11 protein-coding genes are annotated in these 17,420 nt (G+C 35.0%); 5 read left to right on the forward strand and 6 right to left on the reverse strand.

The window, feature by feature from the left end:
- Positions 1–44: 44 nt before the first annotated feature.
- Complete coding sequence (locus tag WN975_RS01265) at positions 45–758, forward strand: hypothetical protein (RefSeq protein ID WP_337964850.1); 714 nt, start codon at positions 45–47, stop codon at positions 756–758.
- A 200-nt stretch (positions 759–958) separates the two neighbouring features.
- On the opposite strand, the gene WN975_RS01270 is transcribed toward WN975_RS01265, so the two are convergent.
- From WN975_RS01270 to WN975_RS01280, 3 genes are all read right to left on the reverse strand, one after another.
- On the reverse strand, positions 959–2,194 hold the full coding sequence (locus tag WN975_RS01270) for an MFS transporter (protein WP_337964851.1): 1,236 nt from the start codon (positions 2,192–2,194) through the stop codon (positions 959–961).
- Between the two features lie 148 nt (positions 2,195–2,342).
- Positions 2,343–4,079 (reverse strand): thiamine pyrophosphate-binding protein, encoded by a 1,737-nt coding sequence (locus WN975_RS01275; RefSeq protein WP_337964852.1) that lies wholly within the window; start codon positions 4,077–4,079, stop codon positions 2,343–2,345.
- A gap of 674 nt (positions 4,080–4,753) precedes the next feature.
- Positions 4,754–5,281, reverse strand: a complete 528-nt coding sequence (locus tag WN975_RS01280) for a hypothetical protein (protein WP_337964853.1) — start codon at positions 5,279–5,281, stop codon at positions 4,754–4,756.
- Positions 5,282–5,492: 211 nt separating this feature from the next.
- On the opposite strand from WN975_RS01280, the gene guaA reads away from it, so the two are divergent.
- The 4 genes from guaA (at position 5,493) to WN975_RS01300 (ending at position 11,616) form a co-directional block, all read left to right on the forward strand.
- Positions 5,493–7,022 (forward strand): glutamine-hydrolyzing GMP synthase, encoded by a 1,530-nt coding sequence (guaA, locus tag WN975_RS01285; protein ID WP_099711478.1) that lies wholly within the window; start codon positions 5,493–5,495, stop codon positions 7,020–7,022.
- Positions 7,023–7,083: 61 nt separating this feature from the next.
- Positions 7,084–9,000, forward strand: coding sequence for a LysM peptidoglycan-binding domain-containing protein (locus WN975_RS01290; protein ID WP_337964854.1), 1,917 nt, complete (start codon positions 7,084–7,086; stop codon positions 8,998–9,000).
- Between the two features lie 94 nt (positions 9,001–9,094).
- Positions 9,095–11,215, forward strand: a complete 2,121-nt coding sequence (locus WN975_RS01295; protein WP_337964855.1) for a LysM peptidoglycan-binding domain-containing protein — start codon at positions 9,095–9,097, stop codon at positions 11,213–11,215.
- Entirely contained in the window at positions 11,215–11,616 is a 402-nt protein-coding gene (locus WN975_RS01300; RefSeq protein ID WP_337964856.1) for an OsmC family protein, read from the forward strand. The genes WN975_RS01295 and WN975_RS01300 overlap by 1 nt, the downstream gene beginning before the upstream one ends.
- Before the next feature lie 359 nt (positions 11,617–11,975).
- Here WN975_RS01300 and WN975_RS01305 read toward each other — a convergent pair whose 3' ends face one another.
- The 3 genes from WN975_RS01305 to WN975_RS01315 form a co-directional block, all read right to left on the reverse strand.
- On the reverse strand, positions 11,976–13,850 hold the full coding sequence (locus WN975_RS01305; protein ID WP_337964857.1) for a beta-galactosidase: 1,875 nt from the start codon (positions 13,848–13,850) through the stop codon (positions 11,976–11,978).
- Positions 13,851–13,938: 88 nt separating this feature from the next.
- Positions 13,939–15,264: a Gfo/Idh/MocA family oxidoreductase gene (locus WN975_RS01310; RefSeq protein ID WP_337968975.1), complete on the reverse strand. Its 1,326-nt coding sequence runs from the start codon at positions 15,262–15,264 to the stop codon at positions 13,939–13,941.
- Positions 15,265–15,346: 82 nt separating this feature from the next.
- On the reverse strand, positions 15,347–16,669 hold the full coding sequence (locus WN975_RS01315; RefSeq protein WP_337964858.1) for a DUF3472 domain-containing protein: 1,323 nt from the start codon (positions 16,667–16,669) through the stop codon (positions 15,347–15,349).
- Between the last annotated feature and the right edge of the window lie 751 nt (positions 16,670–17,420).

Below are 17,420 nucleotides of genomic sequence, written 5' to 3' on the forward strand. Positions count from 1 at the left end.
ATTTTATAAAAACTATAAAAGCCGATTCGATAAATACTTTTTCAATGAAGCACATTTTATTTTTCATACTACTTTTTACAGCTGTAACGGTATCAGCGCAAACTGAATTTGGAACAAAATTCAAACCTATTGCTGCTCCAAAATTTAGTGCAAAACCTAAGAAAACGCCTATTCCTCAAATAAAGGATCCTCAGGCTGATAATAGTGATATTCCGAGTATTAAAACGCCAAATGTTTTTGATCATACAACTATTACACCAAAATCTCAATTGCAGGTTGGACAGGAAAAAAGCAAATTTACGATGTCTACAGAAACTGATTTTGCGAATCCCGGAGATCGTTATGTTGCAAAAATGGAAAAGGATTTAGACAAAACTTTGAGAGATGAAGGATTGCGTGAAGGTCGTGGACAACTCGTTAAGAAAAATATTTCGCTTGGCGAATTTAAAACCAAATCACAGTATTTTATTGTAAAGTTTCGTGATTTTGGCGCTATCGATGGCGATTTAGTTAGAGTATCTTCAAACGATATGGTGATCAGAGATCAGATATTTTTGGATTCTAATTTTAAAGATGTAAAAATTGTGCTTTCAAATGGCTTTAATAAATTAGATTTTGAAGCTTTAAATATTGGTACTTTAGGCGGAAACACTGCCGAAATTCAGGTTTATGACGATAAAGGACAATTGGTTACCAATGATTATTGGAACAATCTTGCCGCTGGATTCAAAGCTTCGATTATAGTTACTAAAGAATAGTAATATACTACAAGATTTTTTTTCACGCAGATTTGGCAAATTTTAATCCTTTTAATCGCTGGCTTTTATTTAAAACACATAGAAACACAGATCAGCTATGTGTTTTATAAATAAGTGAAACGCCTCTTTTAAATAATCAAAAGCTATGTTTCTATGTATTAGAAAATTACACACAGGATTTTATTAGTTTTCCAAATTACTTACTTTCCCTGACCAGTTTCTTTAAGCATTAAACTTACCAAAATAGCAATCGAAATTCCGATAATCCAAAACAAACCCGCTTGCTGAAAATGCAATGCTTTATCTGTAGTATCATGAAGTGTTTTTCCAAATAAATTACTGAATAACGGACTTAAAAGCGTTGTTACTCCAAAGGTTATAAAATTAATTGCTCCGGTTGCGCTTCCTTTTACATTGTCCGGATTTGCTTCTTTGATTATTGAATAGGGAATCATCGCAGCGCCAGAAGCAACACCCAATAAAAACATGCTGATTTTTGTGGGAAGTAAATCCGGGAAATACAACAACTGCACTAAACTTGCGATCATTAAAAGCGCACCAAATATTAAAACTGGTTTTCGTCTGTTTATTTTATCGGTAATATATCCTAATAACGGACATCCAAATACCCAACCAAAAGCTACCATTGCACTTGAAATAGTTGCGGTATGGAAATCAAAAGCACGATCTTTCTGGAAAAAGTCAACCGCCCAAGTCATCGCAAAAATAGTTGTTGGCGCAAATAATAATCCCGAAACAATACCGCACAACCACGATTGCGGATTGCTAAAAACAATTTTATAAGGATTAAGCAGACTTTGTTTCTTGGTGTTCGCTTCTGTTTTTGGTTCCGTTTGATTTGCCGGAGTTATAAACCAAAGTCCAAAAGCGACTATAATAGTAAAAATTCCAATTGACAACCAGAAAGTAGAAATATCCATTCCTTTTTCGATCAAAGGTCCTACAACAAATTGTCCCGCAGAACCGCCAAGCATTCCTAAACATTGCGTAAAACCAATTGCTGTTGCCAATGATTTTGCCGAGAATCCTTTGCTTGCAAGATATACACAACCCGGAAATGCAAAAGCACAACCGGCACCTTGAAATAATCGGCCAACGACTCCGCTAAACTGACTTGAAATAAGAAATAACAAACAGCCAATTCCTAAAATAAGTGCTCCGGTAAAAAGAGAATATTTTGCCCCAAAGCGATCCAATGCAATTCCTGCAATCAAACTACAAGTAGAATAGGTGTAATAATAAGTCCCAACAATTTCTACTAATCTGATTTCGTTAACCGAAAAATTTTGAGAAAGTTCCGGAAACATTACCGCTGGAGCAGAACGTATTACATAATCCAAGAAATAGAAAACTAAACCAAATACCCACGCAAAGACATAGTATTTACTAAACGATTTATTACTGTTTATATCCATATAAGTAATTTTTATTTAAGCTTAAAGTCTGTAAAAATAAATGAACACGAATTTCACGAATTGACACTAATTCTTTCATGAAATTAATTCCACAGAATATAAGTTAAACTTTAAAATTTGTGCTAATTCGTGAAATTTGTGTTTGTATTTAGATACCTTCTTTTAGATGTTTGTAATTTGATTTAATAGTATCTATAACTTCTTCCATTTTGCCGCCAAGCATTAATCTCGTCATTGATTTTGTCATACCAATTACTTGTTTCCATTCTACAGTTGGTGGCATTGCAAGCGCATTCGGATTCGTGAAAATATTCAGTAAAACGGGACCGTTATGACGAAATGCATTTTCAATTGCAGTTTCAACTTCTTCGGGTTTGTGAACATTTATACCTTGAAAACCCATTGCCTGAGCGATCAAACCAAAATCTGGATTCACCATATCGGTTTCATTATCGGGTAAACCGTTCACTTCCATTTCGAGTTTTACCATTCCCAAAGCACGATTATTAAAAACAATGATTTTGATCGGAATATTATATTGATTTATTGTTGCTAAATCACCCAAAAGCATCGACAATCCTCCATCGCCACACATTGCGATAACTTGTTTTTCGGGATGTGCGAGCGCTGCTCCAATAGCCATTGGCATTGCATTTGCCATTGATCCGTGATTAAAAGAACCCAGCATTTTTCGTTCTCCCGTTCCTTTAATAAAACGAGCGCCCCAAACGCAAGTCATTCCCGTATCTACCGTAAAAATGGCATCTTTATTGGCTAATTTATCAATAATATGCGCGACATATTCCGGCTGAATTGTGTCTTCGCCGCCATTATCATCAATATAAGTATTCATGTTTTCTTTTACACTGGCGTATGATTTAAGTTGCGCTTGTAGAAAACTATCATCCGTTTTGGTTTCCAGAAGAGGTAATAAAGCTTCAATAGTATCGGCTACATCGCCACATAATCCCATGTACAGATTTGCGCGTCGGCCTAAACGTTCAGAACTTGTATCGATCTGAATAATTTTATTATCTGTTGGCATGAATTTATCATACGGAAAATCAGTTCCCAGCAATAAAACCAAATGAGATTCGTGCATACTATGATATGCCGAAGGTTGTCCGAGTAAACCTGTCATTCCTATTTCGTTAGGATTATTAGGCTGAATGCTCATTTTTCCTCTAAAAGAATATCCTACCGGAGCTTTAATATGTTGAGATAATTGTACGACTTGATCGTGCGCTTTTTCGGCGCCAATTCCGCAGAATAAAGTGATTTTGGTACTTTCGTTTATAGCTTTTGCTAAATGTTGCAATTCAGTATCTGAAGGTCTGATTACAGGATTACAATGAAAAAACTGAGTAGAAATGTTACTTTCAACCGCTTTTAATTCCGAAACATCGCCCGGTAAACCAATCACGGCAACACCTTTTTTGCCCAAAGCGTGCTGAATGGCAGTTTGTATAATTCGGGGCGCTTGTTCAGCCGTCATAATCATCTGATTGTAACAACTGCAATCGTCGAAAAGCTTAAGAGTATTGGTTTCCTGGAAATAATCCATTCCCATTTCGCCCGTATTAATTGTAGATGCAATTGCTAATAAAGGCACGTGTGAACGATGTGCATCATACAAACCATTAATTAAATGCACATGTCCGGGACCACAACTTCCGGCACAAACGGCAAAACCATCCAATTCGGCTTCAGCAGCAGCTGCATAAGCGCCAACTTCTTCATGCCGAACATGAATCCATTTTATTTTTCCGTTTCTGCGTATCGCATCATTAAAATAATTTAAACTATCGCCTGTAACCGCATAAACGCGTTTTACTCCGGCTTCTACCAACATTTCAACTAATTGTTCTGCAACTATTTTACTCATGGATTATATTTTTAAAATTAATATTCAGATCGTATAAACATTGGTTATCGTTTACTTTCTAATGATTACATTTTAAGATACACTGGTTATGATGTAAAAGCGGTTTTGGTATGGGTTTATAAATTTAGGAAATTTTTTATAGAAACTAAGATTCTGAGGTTCTAAGTTGCTAAGTTTTTTTTGAAGGTTCTGAGATTCTAAGCTACTATTCCGAGGCTTCGGGCAATGCCATTAAGTTAATATATTTTAGATTTTGTTCCATCGGAACACCTTATTGGTAGAAAAAAAATGCATCGTGAGAAACATCGTCCCATTGGGACGTTTGATAAATTGTATATGTAATCTGCATATGTTTTTACCAAATATTATTTATAAAATCAAACGTTCCTACGGAACGTGAAAAAACGCCGTCTTTATTGAGCTACCAATGAAATGTTCCGATGGAACAAAAAAAGTGATGAGATATTATTCTTAACAAATTGTTCCATTGGATTTTTCCTTAACTTGATAAGGTTGGGTTTCGGGACTAAGTTTTTCTTTTGCGGGAAAGACAAAACAAAGGTTCAAAGGAACAAGTTTTTGATCTTGTTTACCTTTGAACCTTTGTTTTTTAAGAATCGAAGATTCTAGTTTCTTTTAACTTAGAACCTTAGTAACTCAGAACCTAAGAACCTTTAGAAAGGATCCGCAGTCACTTTAAACTTCATATCTGCCTTAACCGTTACATCTTTGGTAAGTGTTTCTTTTAAGGTAACCTGAGTTCTGATTTTATATTTATCGGATTTAATATATTGATCTAATTTTTTATCGGTACAAATTAAATCGATCATATTCGTTGTTTCGTTGATATTGTCCTGATAAGCCAATTCTATTTCGTCAGAATCGGTAGTAGAAATAAACAAGTGAATCGATTTTAAAAACGTAAATGTCTTATCTGCAGGATTTGTGATCGTCAATTTAAGCGATTTCAGTTTTACATCTTTCACCAAACTAGCTTTGGTTTTGTTGTTTGCAAATTCAGCTGATGAATTTGTAGTAACGTCAGGCGTAATAATTTCTGATGGCAAATTAACTGGAAAAGAGCTTTTGATCTGAATCGAAGCTTGATTCGAAATTGTAAAAGTCAACAAGTCGTCGACCGCACTGCAAGAATTTAAAAATACAGCTAAAAAAAGAATAAGGGCAATTGATTTTGATTTCATAAAATGGGTTTTTCTCTAAATACGGATTTTTTTGAAGGTTGGATTTTTCTTTTGAAGGTACTAAGTTTCTGAGTTACTAAGACGCTAAGTAACTAAGTTTTTTTTGACGATCCAACACCTTAGAAGCTTAGCAACTTAGAAACTTAGAACCTATATAGAAAAAAAATAAAAATCCATTTTTCATTTTGGAATATAAAAAGTATTTTTGCGCATGCAACACAACGTACTTATTTTAGATTTCGGATCGCAATATACACAGCTTATTGCGCGTAGAGTTCGCGAATTAAATATATTCTGCGAAATTTTCCCTTACAATCACTTTCCTAGTGATTTATCACCTTATAAAGCCGTAATTTTAGGAGGAAGCCCATTTTCTGTTCGTGCAGAAGATGCTCCACATCCTGATTTATCTCAAATTCGAGGCAAGCTTCCAATGTTGGCAGTTTGTTATGGAGCACAATACTTAGCACATTTTAGTGGAGGTGAAGTAGCAGCTTCGAACACCAGAGAATATGGTAGAGCTAATTTATCTTATATTAAGGAGAACGAAGTTTTCTTTAACGGAGTTTCAGAAAACAGTCAGGTTTGGATGAGCCATAGCGATAGTATCAAAGCTTTGCCAACAAATGCTGTAAAATTAGCAAGCACGCATGACGTAGAATATGCAGCTTACAAAATTGAAGGCGAAACAACTTATGCAATTCAGTATCACCCAGAAGTTTTCCATTCTACAGATGGATCAAAAATGCTGAAAAACTTTTTAGTAGACATTGCCGAAGTTCCTCAAAACTTTACACCAAATGCTTTCGTAGAAGAAATGGTGGCAGAATTAAAAGAGAAAGTAGGAAATGATAAAGTAGTTTTAGGACTTTCTGGAGGAGTAGATTCTACTGTAGCAGCAGTTTTATTACACCAGGCAATTGGAAAAAACTTATACTGTATTTTCGTAAATAACGGTTTACTTCGTAAAAACGAATTCCAAAATGTATTAGATCAATACAAAGGAATGGGATTGAACGTAAAAGGAGTAGACGCTGGAGATCGTTTCCTTGGCGAGTTAGCCGGAATCAGTGATCCTGAAACAAAACGTAAAACTATTGGTCGTGTATTTATCGAAGTTTTTGATGATGAATCACACTTAATCGAAGACGTAAAATGGTTGGCGCAAGGAACTATTTATCCTGACGTAATCGAATCAGTTTCGGTAAAAGGACCATCGGCAACAATTAAATCGCATCATAATGTAGGTGGATTGCCGGATTATATGAAATTAAAAATTGTAGAACCACTTAGAATGTTGTTTAAAGACGAAGTTCGTAGAGTTGGAGCTACTTTAGGAATAGATCCTGAATTATTAGGAAGACACCCTTTCCCGGGACCAGGATTATCAATCAGAATTTTAGGAGATATTACTCCTGAGAAAGTTCAGATTTTGCAAGATGTTGACGCTGTTTTCATCGATGGATTAAAATCTTGGGGATTATATGACAAAGTTTGGCAAGCTGGAGCAATTTTGCTTCCGGTAAACAGTGTTGGTGTTATGGGAGATGAGCGTACTTACGAAAAAGTAGTAGCGCTTAGAGCCGTAGAATCAACAGATGGTATGACTGCTGACTGGGTTCATTTACCTTATGATTTCTTGATGAAAGTGTCAAATGACATTATAAATAAAGTAAAAGGCGTGAACCGTGTGGTTTACGACATAAGCTCAAAACCACCTGCAACAATTGAGTGGGAATAGTATTGTTTTTCAAATTAAGGCGTTACATTTGTAATGCCTTAATTTTTTAAACCTACTAATTATGAGAGAGTTTTTAACGATTTCTCTTGTGTTTATTTTGTCTTTTAACAAAATAACTGCGCAAGATTCAATTATTAAACACAAAATTCAAAAAGGAGAAACCGCTTATTTTATTGCCCAAAAATACAAGGTTTCAATTGATGAAATTTACAAACTCAACCCCGAAGCGCAAAACGGAATCAAAGACAATCAGATTATCAGGATTCCTGTTCACGGTGAAGGAAAAGAAAAAACTAACCAACAAATTACCCATATTGTTGGTGCAAAAGAAACGCTTTTTGGCTTATCGAAACAATACAATGTTTCTGTAGAAGCGCTACAAAATGCAAATCCAATTCTTGCCAACGGACTTCAGATTGGTCAGGAATTAATTATTCCGCAGAATCCTGCAAATATTTCCAAAACAGAAAGTACAGCTTCGTCAAAAGTGACACATCAGGTTGTTGCTAAAGAATCTTTGTTTAGCATTGCGAGACAATACAATGTTTCCGTACAGGATTTAGAAAATCAAAACAAAGATATTCTTCAAAACGGTTTGCAAATTGGTCAGACAATTGTAATTCCAAACAAACGAAAAACCTTAGACGGAAGAGTTCGTGTGATCAATCAGGAAACTATTTTTCATGTGGTCGAGCCAAAGGAAACCAAATTCTCGATTGCCAAAAAATACGGAATTTCAATCGATCAGTTAGAATCTCAAAATCCTGAAATTGTAAACGGATTAATTGTTGGCAATAAATTAGCCATTAATACCAAAGAAGTTAAGCCCACAAACGAAAGTGAAGAATTGATGTTGGCTCTTGCCGAAAAACAAGTTGTGGTCGAAAAAGGAAAAGCCAAAACGGTTGAAATTGATGATTTAAAAGACAGATTGGTGGTTCAGAAAGAAATGAATCAGAAGATTATTAAGATTAATGATCTGAAAGTTAATCTGAATGATATGAATGGTTCTAAAGAAAATTCAGTTGAGAAATTACGTTTAGTTTTAGAAGCCAATAAAAATGTGCAGGATATTTTAATGGCAAAATTAGATTCATTAGTCAATACAATGAATAATGATTTGGTTGAGTTAAAACGAATGGATGTTTTGAATATTGACCAATCAAAACGTCTGGAAAAACAATCGTATGAAAGCATCGGAAAAACAAGCGAGCTATCTTCTCAACTAAAGAAAGAACTGGCTGAAAACCGAAAAGCTTACGCCGGATTAATGAATAAAGTTGAAAGAATTGCTGTTGAAGAAAATCAGGAATACAAGAAGAAAATCCGCGAAAGCGAGAAAAATAATACTTCGACTTCCTTGCAGCAACGACTTTCGCTTGACGAAATTAAACGTTATAAAATAGAGCAGGAGCAAGGTGATGCACAAAATCAGCTTTTGATTGCAAAAATTGATTCCTTAGATATTCAGAAAAAAATTGAAGTAAAGCGTCATATTAGTAAAGCTTCGTTTTATAGTATGGAAGCCCGAAAATTTGATGATAAACTGGCTTTGGTAAAATTGAAAAAGTATCAGGATCAAGCGGTTAAAAATCAAAGTAAAAATGCTTCCGCCGAAGCTGCAAAAACAATTTCGCTGGAAGAAATGAAGCGCGAATTAAAGGAAAATCCTCTTAAAAATGACAAAACAATAAAGGTTGAAGTTTTTGATAATCTTAGGGAAGTTTCAAACGGCTATTACTTAGTTTTAGGTATATTTACAGACGCGACGCTAAGAGATAAGCTCATTATGAAACTCATTGATTCTGGTGATTTTAACGCTAGTTTCTTCTTTAATATCAACAGTCTTTCGTATTATGTTTATTCGGATAAGTTCGAAAATATGGAAGAAGTGCTCTATCAATGCAAGAAAAAAGAAGAAGATGAGTTATATAAAGAGATCGTTATTGCTAAGTTAGAAATTGATCTTAGAGAATAATTAGCGCAAAATTAACAAGTGGCAAGAATCTTGTTTTAAAGAGAAATTAGTAACTTGTTTTTGAATTAGAAATTAAATTGTTTTAAGCCCTATTATGAAATATTATTCAACATTATTGTCTCTGGTTTTTTTTGTTACCTGTAACGCTTTTTCCCAAGAAAAAGTAGTTAAATACACGGTTTCAAGTGGAGAATCGATAAACCAGATTGCCGTAAAATTTAAGGTTACGCCTTATGATATTTATGCACTAAATCCGGATGCCAGAAATGGCGTAAAACCAAATACGGTTTTGTTAATCCCAACAAATGGTGCGAAAACTACTGTTGCTAAAACAGAAGATAAATCAGTTAAAAAAACTGTGGGTAAGAATCCAACTTCGCACGAGGTTCAGCCTAAAGAAACTTTATTTGGGATTGAAAAAAAATATGATATTACCGATGAAGCTTTAAAAGCAGCAAATCCTTTTTTAGTAAAAGATGGTTTGCAAATTGGACAGACATTGGTAATTCCTGCAAAAGGATCAACAGCAAAAACTGCAGCTACAACTACTTCAGCTACAGCTAATAAAACTGTAAAATCTGTTGCACAGGAAAAGTATGTATATCATGATGTTGTAGCAAAAGAAACTAAGTTTTCGATTGCAAAAAAATACAATACAACAGTTGAAGATCTCGAAAAACGCAATCCTGAAATTGTTTCGAGTTTGCCTGTAGGATATCGTGTTACTATAAAAGGAACGGCTCCAAAAACGGAAATTCCTGCGCAAACGGTTACAAATGTTGCAAAACCAGTTGAAACTAAAAAAGCGGCAGAGACTTCTAAAAAAGCAACTTCTTATATGGAATATCAGGTAAAACCTAAAGAGACTTTTTATAGTTTAGGAAGAACTTTCCATATCTCGCAAGAAGAATTAACGCAACTAAATCCTGCACTTTCTGAAGGTGTAAAAGAAGGAATGGTTCTAAAAGTTCCTGCTGGATATTTAGCGCCACAACCAATTATTCCTCAGGAAAAACCTGCTGAAAAAGCAACTGAAGTAGCAATTGACAAATCGACTGAAAGTACGGCTGGTATTAAAATAGTAGATAAAGTGAAATCTGAAACTGTTTCTGCAAATCCAGAAGTAGTAGAATTGACTAAAAAAAGAGGTCAGACGGAACGTAAAAAATTAGTTTTGTTATTGCCATTTAATCTGGCAAAAATGCAATATGATACTACAAGTACCGCTAACAGAATCAAAAATGACAAGTTCCTTAATATGACTCTTGATTTTTATTCGGGAGCTATGATGGCAATAGATTCAGCTAAAACGTTGAAATTGCCAATTGATGTTTCGATTTATGATTCTCAGGAAACTAAAAGTTCTTCGAATATTGCGAGTTTAATTGCTCAGAATAAATTGCAGGATGCAAATGCTGTGATCGGACCATTTTATCAAAGTAATGCCGAAGCTACGGCAAATGCATTGCGTTCTTACGAAGTTCCTGTGATTTCGCCATTATCGAAAGATTCAGCGAATCCAATTGAAAACTTATATCAGACAATTCCATCGAATGACGTTGTTAGAAATGCGATTTTTGATTATATGCGTTCTAAAAACGGAAATATCGTTGCGGTTGTAGATAAGAAAAAAGAATCTGTGATTAATTACATCAAACAAAACCAAAAAGGTGTTGTTTTTGCTGCCTTAACAGAAACTGGCGGATTGGATGTTGCAAATTTAAAAAGTTCATTATTACCAAACCGAATGAATTATGTCGTGATGGAAACGGGTAATACTGCAATGGTAAAAACTACGATTAAAGCGTTGCTTGATGTTCAAAAAACATGTCAGGTGCAATTGGTGATTTTAGAACCAAACAGTACACTTGATACTGATGAAATTAGTTTTGACAATTTGGTAAAACTAAAATTAATGTATCCGTCTGTAACTCGTGAAAGTGATGAAGCGGGAGTTTTAATTTTCGAAAAACAATATAGATTGAAAAATAAAGTAAACCCAAATACGTATGCAACTCGTGGATTTGATGTTACTTTTGATGCAATGATGCGTTTGGTACAAGGAAAAACATATCAGGAAACAGCAGATTTAATGACAACGGAACAAGTTGACAATAAGTTTCAATTTTATAAAAAAGAAGATGGCGGACACGCAAACAAAGGTGTTTACATTTTATATTACGATAGCGATTTAACTTTAAAAGTAGCAAATTAATGACATCAAAAGTAACCTATTTAGGCGATTTAAGAACAAGCTCAATTCATGTACAATCAGGAAGCGAAATTATTTCTGATGCACCACTTGATAATAACGGAAAAGGTGAAGCTTTTTCTCCAACAGATACTGTTGCCAATGCTTTGGCAAGTTGCATGATGACTATTATGGGAATCAAAGCACGCGATTTGAATGTAGATTTCGTTGGCTCAACTGCCGAAGTGACTAAAATAATGAACGCTGAACCAAGAAGAATTGGAGCAATCGAAATTGTTTTTGACATGCAAGGTGTTGAAGACGAAAAAAGCAGAACAATTCTTGAACGTGCAGGAATGACTTGCCCGGTATTCTTGAGTTTAAGTTCAGAAATTGATAAACGAATTACTTTTAACTGGAAGTAATTTTGTAAATGATAAAAGCAAAAAAAGCCATCCGATAATCGGGTGGCTTTTTTTTGTTTTTAAGCTTTAAGCGTAAATTTAAACACAATATTGTCATTTCGACGGAGGAGAAATCACACAAGAATTTCCTCAAAGAAAATCGCCAATCTTTGTAGATCTCGAGTGTGATTTCTCCTCCGTCGAAATGACAAAACTTTGCGCCTTTGCGTTTTTGCGAGATTTAATTTAGATTTTAAAAGCTTACAATAAGATTAAAAATAAAATCAGCGGGCATCAGCTTAAATCAGCAAAATCTGCGTGAAATATTTTTTAATCCTTTTAATCTGTGGCTAAAGATTTCTCTCGCAGATTCCGCAGATTTAGTAGATTTTATTTATAAACCCTTTTTCAGGTTTTAAATCTTCCAGAATTGGCGTACTCATCGTTTTTACTTCTTTTTGCATCACTTCATTTTTTTGTTCGAAAATCAGGATACTATTTTTACCTTTTTTAAGCCAACAACCTGGCAAGTACAAAGTTTGTTGCGGACCAACGCTCCAATAACGTCCAATATTGATTCCGTTTACAAAGACGATTCCTTTACTAAAATCGCGCATGTCTAGAAAAGTGTCTCCGGTTTTGCTAAGTTCAAAAGTTCCCTGATATAAAGTAGGACGGTTTATTTTGCCCGAATTTTTATACGCTTCCAGATTTGGTTCCTGCGACATTGGTAATTGATACATTTTCCAATCTCCGGTAATTGTTTCTCCGTTGATAATAACCGGACTTATAATTCCTTTATTATTAGCATTAATTTGAGAACCATAATTAATACGTCCCATGTTTTCGACCAAAATATCTAAAGTTGCATTAAACGGAACTTCAATTTCGCAATCGTATTTTTTATAATAACGATTTAACTCCGCGACTTTTTTTCCGTTTACATAGACGATTGCATAATCACGTAATCCGTTTAATTCCAGTTTTCCGCTTATGGGTTGTGTAAATCTTTTGCTGTACCAAACATAACCGTCACCTTGATTTAATTGCTCAAATGTTTGCGGATTATCGTTTGTAACAGGCGTGATTTTAGATTTTACATCGGCAAGATCAACAATTTTTGTTAACGCTATATTTGGAATTGTAATTACAGGCATTTTCTCCGGAACTGCCGGAGTTTCCTTTGTTTTTAGTAATTCTCTTAAAGCATTATATTTTGGCGTTGCCCAGCCAGCTTCACTAATTGGAGCATCATAATCATAAGAAGTCATATCGGGCTGAATATCGTGTTCTTTATCATAATTTGCGCCCGAAGTAAAACCAAAATTAGTTCCGCCATGCACCATATAATAATTGAAAGAAACCTGATTGTCCAGATATTTTTTTGTTTGTTGAGCGGTTTCTTCCGGAGTTTGCGTCGGGAAAGGTTCTGCCCAATGATCTAACCAACCCGGATAAAATTCGGCAACCATATAAGGACCTTTTCCGTTGTTGAATTGATCGACTACTTTTTTTAATTTAGTGATATCACTTTCACCATTTGCAGTTGGCAATGCACCTGGCAAAGCGCCTCCTTCAAACAACCAACTTCCGTCTGAGGTAAAAAACGGAACTTCAAAACCAATATCTTTTAATTGCTGAAATACGGCTGCACTGTATTTTTTATGTTCGTCAAGCGGAATATCTTTGCGTTGCGCTACATAAGAACCAAACTCGTTTTCGCCCTGAACCATAATAATTGGACCACCTTTAGTAATTTGCAAAGCCGCGACTTGTTTGTATAATTCAGTAAAATAAGCTTTTGTAGCAGTCAAATATTCCTTGTTGTTTCCGCGAATAACCATATTAGGAACGTTTTGTAAAAACCACGGATAACCGCCAAATTCCCATTCGGCACAAACATACGGACCTGGACGTAAGATTACGAATAATCCTTCTTCTTGTGCTGTTTTAATATATTCAGCTAAGTTTTTATTTCCGGTTTTAAAATCCCAAACTCCCGGCGCAATTTCATGATAATTCCAAAACACATAAGTTGCCACAGCATTTAATCCCATGGCTTTCATCATTTTCAAACGGTGACGCCAATACGGTTGCGGAATACGGGAATAATGCATTTCACCCGAATGAATCTGAATTGGCTTTCCGTTCAGTAAAAAGTTTCCTTCGCTAATCGCAAAAGTTTGCTTTTTTTGGGCTGAAGTAATCGCAATCGTGAAGATCGAAAACAGAAGTATAAAGTATATTTTTCTCATTTTAATTTTTCATTTAGAAATGTCTTTAAATAAGCAAGAGAGCACCATGACTTGCTCTCTTGCTTCCTTTCAACTAACCAATAAATATTTATTCTGAAAACTCTAATTTTTGAAGTTTGTTCCATCCACCGCGAGTAAAATCGGGAATTTCTACAGGAACAGAACCTTTGTCAAGCGAGATCTCCGTCAAAGGTCCTAAACAAGACCATTCGGCAAGATCATAAACATCCATATCAAGCGGAAGCCCGTTTTGCAAACAGTGAATCAAACGATAATCCATAACGAAATCCATTCCGCCATGACCGCCTACTTTTTTGGCTTGCTCTTCGATATTTTTTACCATTGGATGTTTGTATTTTTCCATCAAAGCTTTTTTAACTTCTTCAGGAACAAATGAGTGTGCGCTTAATTTTTCGTGATTTGGTTTTACATCATCACTTAATGCTGCACCATCTAATGCATAACCTTCCAACGGATATTTGTTTGCAAAACCTTTTGTACCGCTTAATTGATACATTCTGCTATACGGACGAGGAGAAGTTACGTCGTGCTGAATTTGAATTGTTTTTCCGTTTTCAGTACGAATCATTGTCATTGTATGATCTCCATTTCTAAAATCTTTAATTTCCACACCAGATTTTTCTTTGATATAAGCAGGATTTCCAACCGCTTTTGTATCCATAGAAACCAGGAAATTCATTTTGTCACCACGATGAATATTCAAAGCCTGACAAGCCGGACCCATTCCGTGTGTGGCATAAACATCACCACGATGTTTGATGTTGTAATCCATTCTCCAGTTGTTCCAGTATTCGCCCCAAAAAGGTTGTAAACCATGAATATAAGATCCTTCGGCGTGAAGAATTTCGCCAAATAAACCTTGTTGCGCCATATTTAATGTCGTTAATTCGAAGAAATCATAAACGCAATTTTCAAGCTGCATGCAATGTTTTCTGGTTTTCTCAGAAGTATCAATTAGATCCCAAATTTCTTTCATTGTTAAAGCTCCTGGAACTTCGATAGCAACGTGTTTTCCGTCTTTCATTGCCTGAACACCAATTAAGGCATGATGTTTCCAATCTGTGGCAACGTAAACTAAATCAACATTTGGTAAAGCGGTAACTTTTCTCCAGGCATTTTCGTCGCCAAAAAATTCTTGTGCTTTTGGAAGTCCTGCTTTGGTTAGAATTTCATTTGCCGATTGTGTATTTTTTTCTAACATATCACAAAGCGCTACAATTTCTACTCCCGGAATATGTGTCATACGCTCGACCGCTCCCGGACCGCGCATTCCAAGTCCGATAAAAGCAACGCGAACAGTTGGAATGGGGTCTGTAGCCAAACGCAAAACATCTTGTTGACCTTTTGGACGTGAAGGCGTTTTAGTTTTAATCATTTGAGCCGATGCAATCATTCCTCCGAACAAAACAAAAGCGACTAATGTGAATTTTAAAAATCTGGTTTTCATAGTTAATTTTGGTTTTGAAATCAATTTATTAAGGTAATTTACTAAAATCGATTTCTGGTTTTTTATTGTTTAATGGTCTGGTAAAAATGGTTTTAGGTGTTGTATAATCGTTAAAGAATCCACCGTCTTTTAGATAGAAAGAACCTTTTTCTAGTCCGCCGGAAAAATCCATTCGGTATTCTTTTGTACCGGTATTATCTGTTGTAAAACGTACCGAATTAATCTCTGACCAATTTCCTTTATCATCGCAAATCCATTGATTATTGAATAAAACTTTGCGTGATAAATTGCCCTGTTCAGGAACAAAATTTTCTAAAAATGAATGAAATCTTTTTAAATAAGTATTGGTTTGCGGACGGTTGAAACTGGCAATCAAAATCCATTTTTTCAATTCGGGAGCAAAAAAATACGCGGTGTAATTGGTGCTATTATTGTTTTGAGGAATTCCGTGAAGCAAGAATTTATAAGTTGTTCCGGCTTTCCAATTGTATTTCAAGTAACTCTGACCGCCTGAACCTTCGCTTCCAAATTCTCCTGAATGAACGTTTTCGCCTTTTTTAAGCATTTTAATTTTTTGCGTTTCCGGAATACTTTTCGGATCGTCTGTCTCAAACGGACTCCAGACTGAAAACAAAATTCTTCGCTCTGTCGCTGAGTTTACCTGAATTCCAAAATAACCTTCTCCAAAACCATTTGCCATGAAATATGAGCCTATTTTATCTTCATTTTCAGGAACCGTAACTTCGTTATAATACCATTCGGCATTTGTAGTTTCCGGAATCTGATAATTTAAATGTACAGATGGTCCGCGGCGTCCCCAATGATAAAAGTTTCCTTCGTTATTTGGAACATAAGAAATTTTACCGTCATAATCTTCACTTGAAATTGTTAAGCGATTCAGAGACGGAAACTGATTTCCTGTTTTGCTGATTCCTTTTATTTTAACGGCAACATAACCTTCTTTGTTGATTGTCCAGCTTCCAACGGTTATTGCTTTTTTTGTAGTGTCGAATTTTACTTTTTTAGAAATTCCGTTAATCGAAAATTCCAATTCTGATTTTCCAAAAACTTCTACAGATTCTTCTACGGTAATTTGAAAAGTTCCCGCTTTATAAATTCTAAAATAAGCTGTAAAAACTTCTTTAGAGTCCGTCCAGTTTTCGATACCATTTTCTGTAATTGTTGTGCTTCCGTCGATATGTTTATTACTAAAAGCGTTTCCGGCAAGTGGAAGCGAAATTTTGGTTTTCGGATTTTCTATTTTGTTTTTTTCAATTGAAGGTGTAGCACCTTTTACAGGAGAAAAAGAAACCAATGCTAAAGCAAGAAATAAGTAAAATATGTTTTTCATTTGAATGATGTTTAGTTCCTTTTTTGAATTACCTCTCTAATGAACCAGATTAGAGAGGTTTCAAAAAACAAAAACCTAAATAAATTGTGGTTTTTAATGAAATTATATTGGCTTAAAAAAACTTTAAATTTTATTTATAAACTTGATAATCATTTATTTATGAATAAAATTATACTAAATAAATGTCTGATGACTTTTTATTGTTTAACGAAACTATCGAATATATTTTGATTAACCAAGAAAAAACATAAAAAATGTGCTCGAACACACTTATTTTGTGTTCTCGAGCACATTTTATGAGGCCTGACGTAATTTTGATTGAAAATCGTTATATTTTGATAAAGGCAAAACGATATAAAATAGCAAACCCGACAGGTTTTTGAAACCTGTCGGGTTTAAGTTGCATAACGATAATGACAATATTGTCATTGCGAGGAACGAAGCAACCTCACTAACAAAAATCACTAATTAAATTCTGCAAATGAGATTGCTTCATTCCTCGCAAAGACCAATCTTTGTCGATCTGCTAGTGTGATTTACTTCGTCTGTTCGCTATCGCTCGGGTCTCCTCTGTCGAAATGACAAACTAAACGAAAAGATTCTTATGAAAATGTTTGCCCTAGCCCCGATAGAAGTGGAAATCCTTTTGTGGCGGGGTTCGCCGCAAAAGATTGAAATGGATAGCGGGATTAGCTCCTAAAAAAAACTTTTATCATAGAAATCGAAATGACAAAAAATATGGAAAGACAAA

Source organism: uncultured Flavobacterium sp., from assembly GCF_951805225.1.
GTDB lineage: Bacteria > Bacteroidota > Bacteroidia > Flavobacteriales > Flavobacteriaceae > Flavobacterium.

Coding starts and splice junctions, on each gene's coding strand:
- WN975_RS01265 (WP_337964850.1), top strand. CDS start 45: ATGAAGCACATTTTATTTTTCATACTACTTTTTACAGCTGTAACGGTA.
- WN975_RS01270 (WP_337964851.1), bottom strand. CDS start 2,194: ATGGATATAAACAGTAATAAATCGTTTAGTAAATACTATGTCTTTGCG.
- WN975_RS01275 (WP_337964852.1), bottom strand. CDS start 4,079: ATGAGTAAAATAGTTGCAGAACAATTAGTTGAAATGTTGGTAGAAGCC.
- WN975_RS01280 (WP_337964853.1), bottom strand. CDS start 5,281: ATGAAATCAAAATCAATTGCCCTTATTCTTTTTTTAGCTGTATTTTTA.
- guaA (WP_099711478.1), top strand. CDS start 5,493: ATGCAACACAACGTACTTATTTTAGATTTCGGATCGCAATATACACAG.
- WN975_RS01290 (WP_337964854.1), top strand. CDS start 7,084: ATGAGAGAGTTTTTAACGATTTCTCTTGTGTTTATTTTGTCTTTTAAC.
- WN975_RS01295 (WP_337964855.1), top strand. CDS start 9,095: ATGAAATATTATTCAACATTATTGTCTCTGGTTTTTTTTGTTACCTGT.
- WN975_RS01300 (WP_337964856.1), top strand. CDS start 11,215: ATGACATCAAAAGTAACCTATTTAGGCGATTTAAGAACAAGCTCAATT.
- WN975_RS01305 (WP_337964857.1), bottom strand. CDS start 13,850: ATGAGAAAAATATACTTTATACTTCTGTTTTCGATCTTCACGATTGCG.
- WN975_RS01310 (WP_337968975.1), bottom strand. CDS start 15,264: ATGATTGCATCGGCTCAAATGATTAAAACTAAAACGCCTTCACGTCCA.
- WN975_RS01315 (WP_337964858.1), bottom strand. CDS start 16,669: ATGAAAAACATATTTTACTTATTTCTTGCTTTAGCATTGGTTTCTTTT.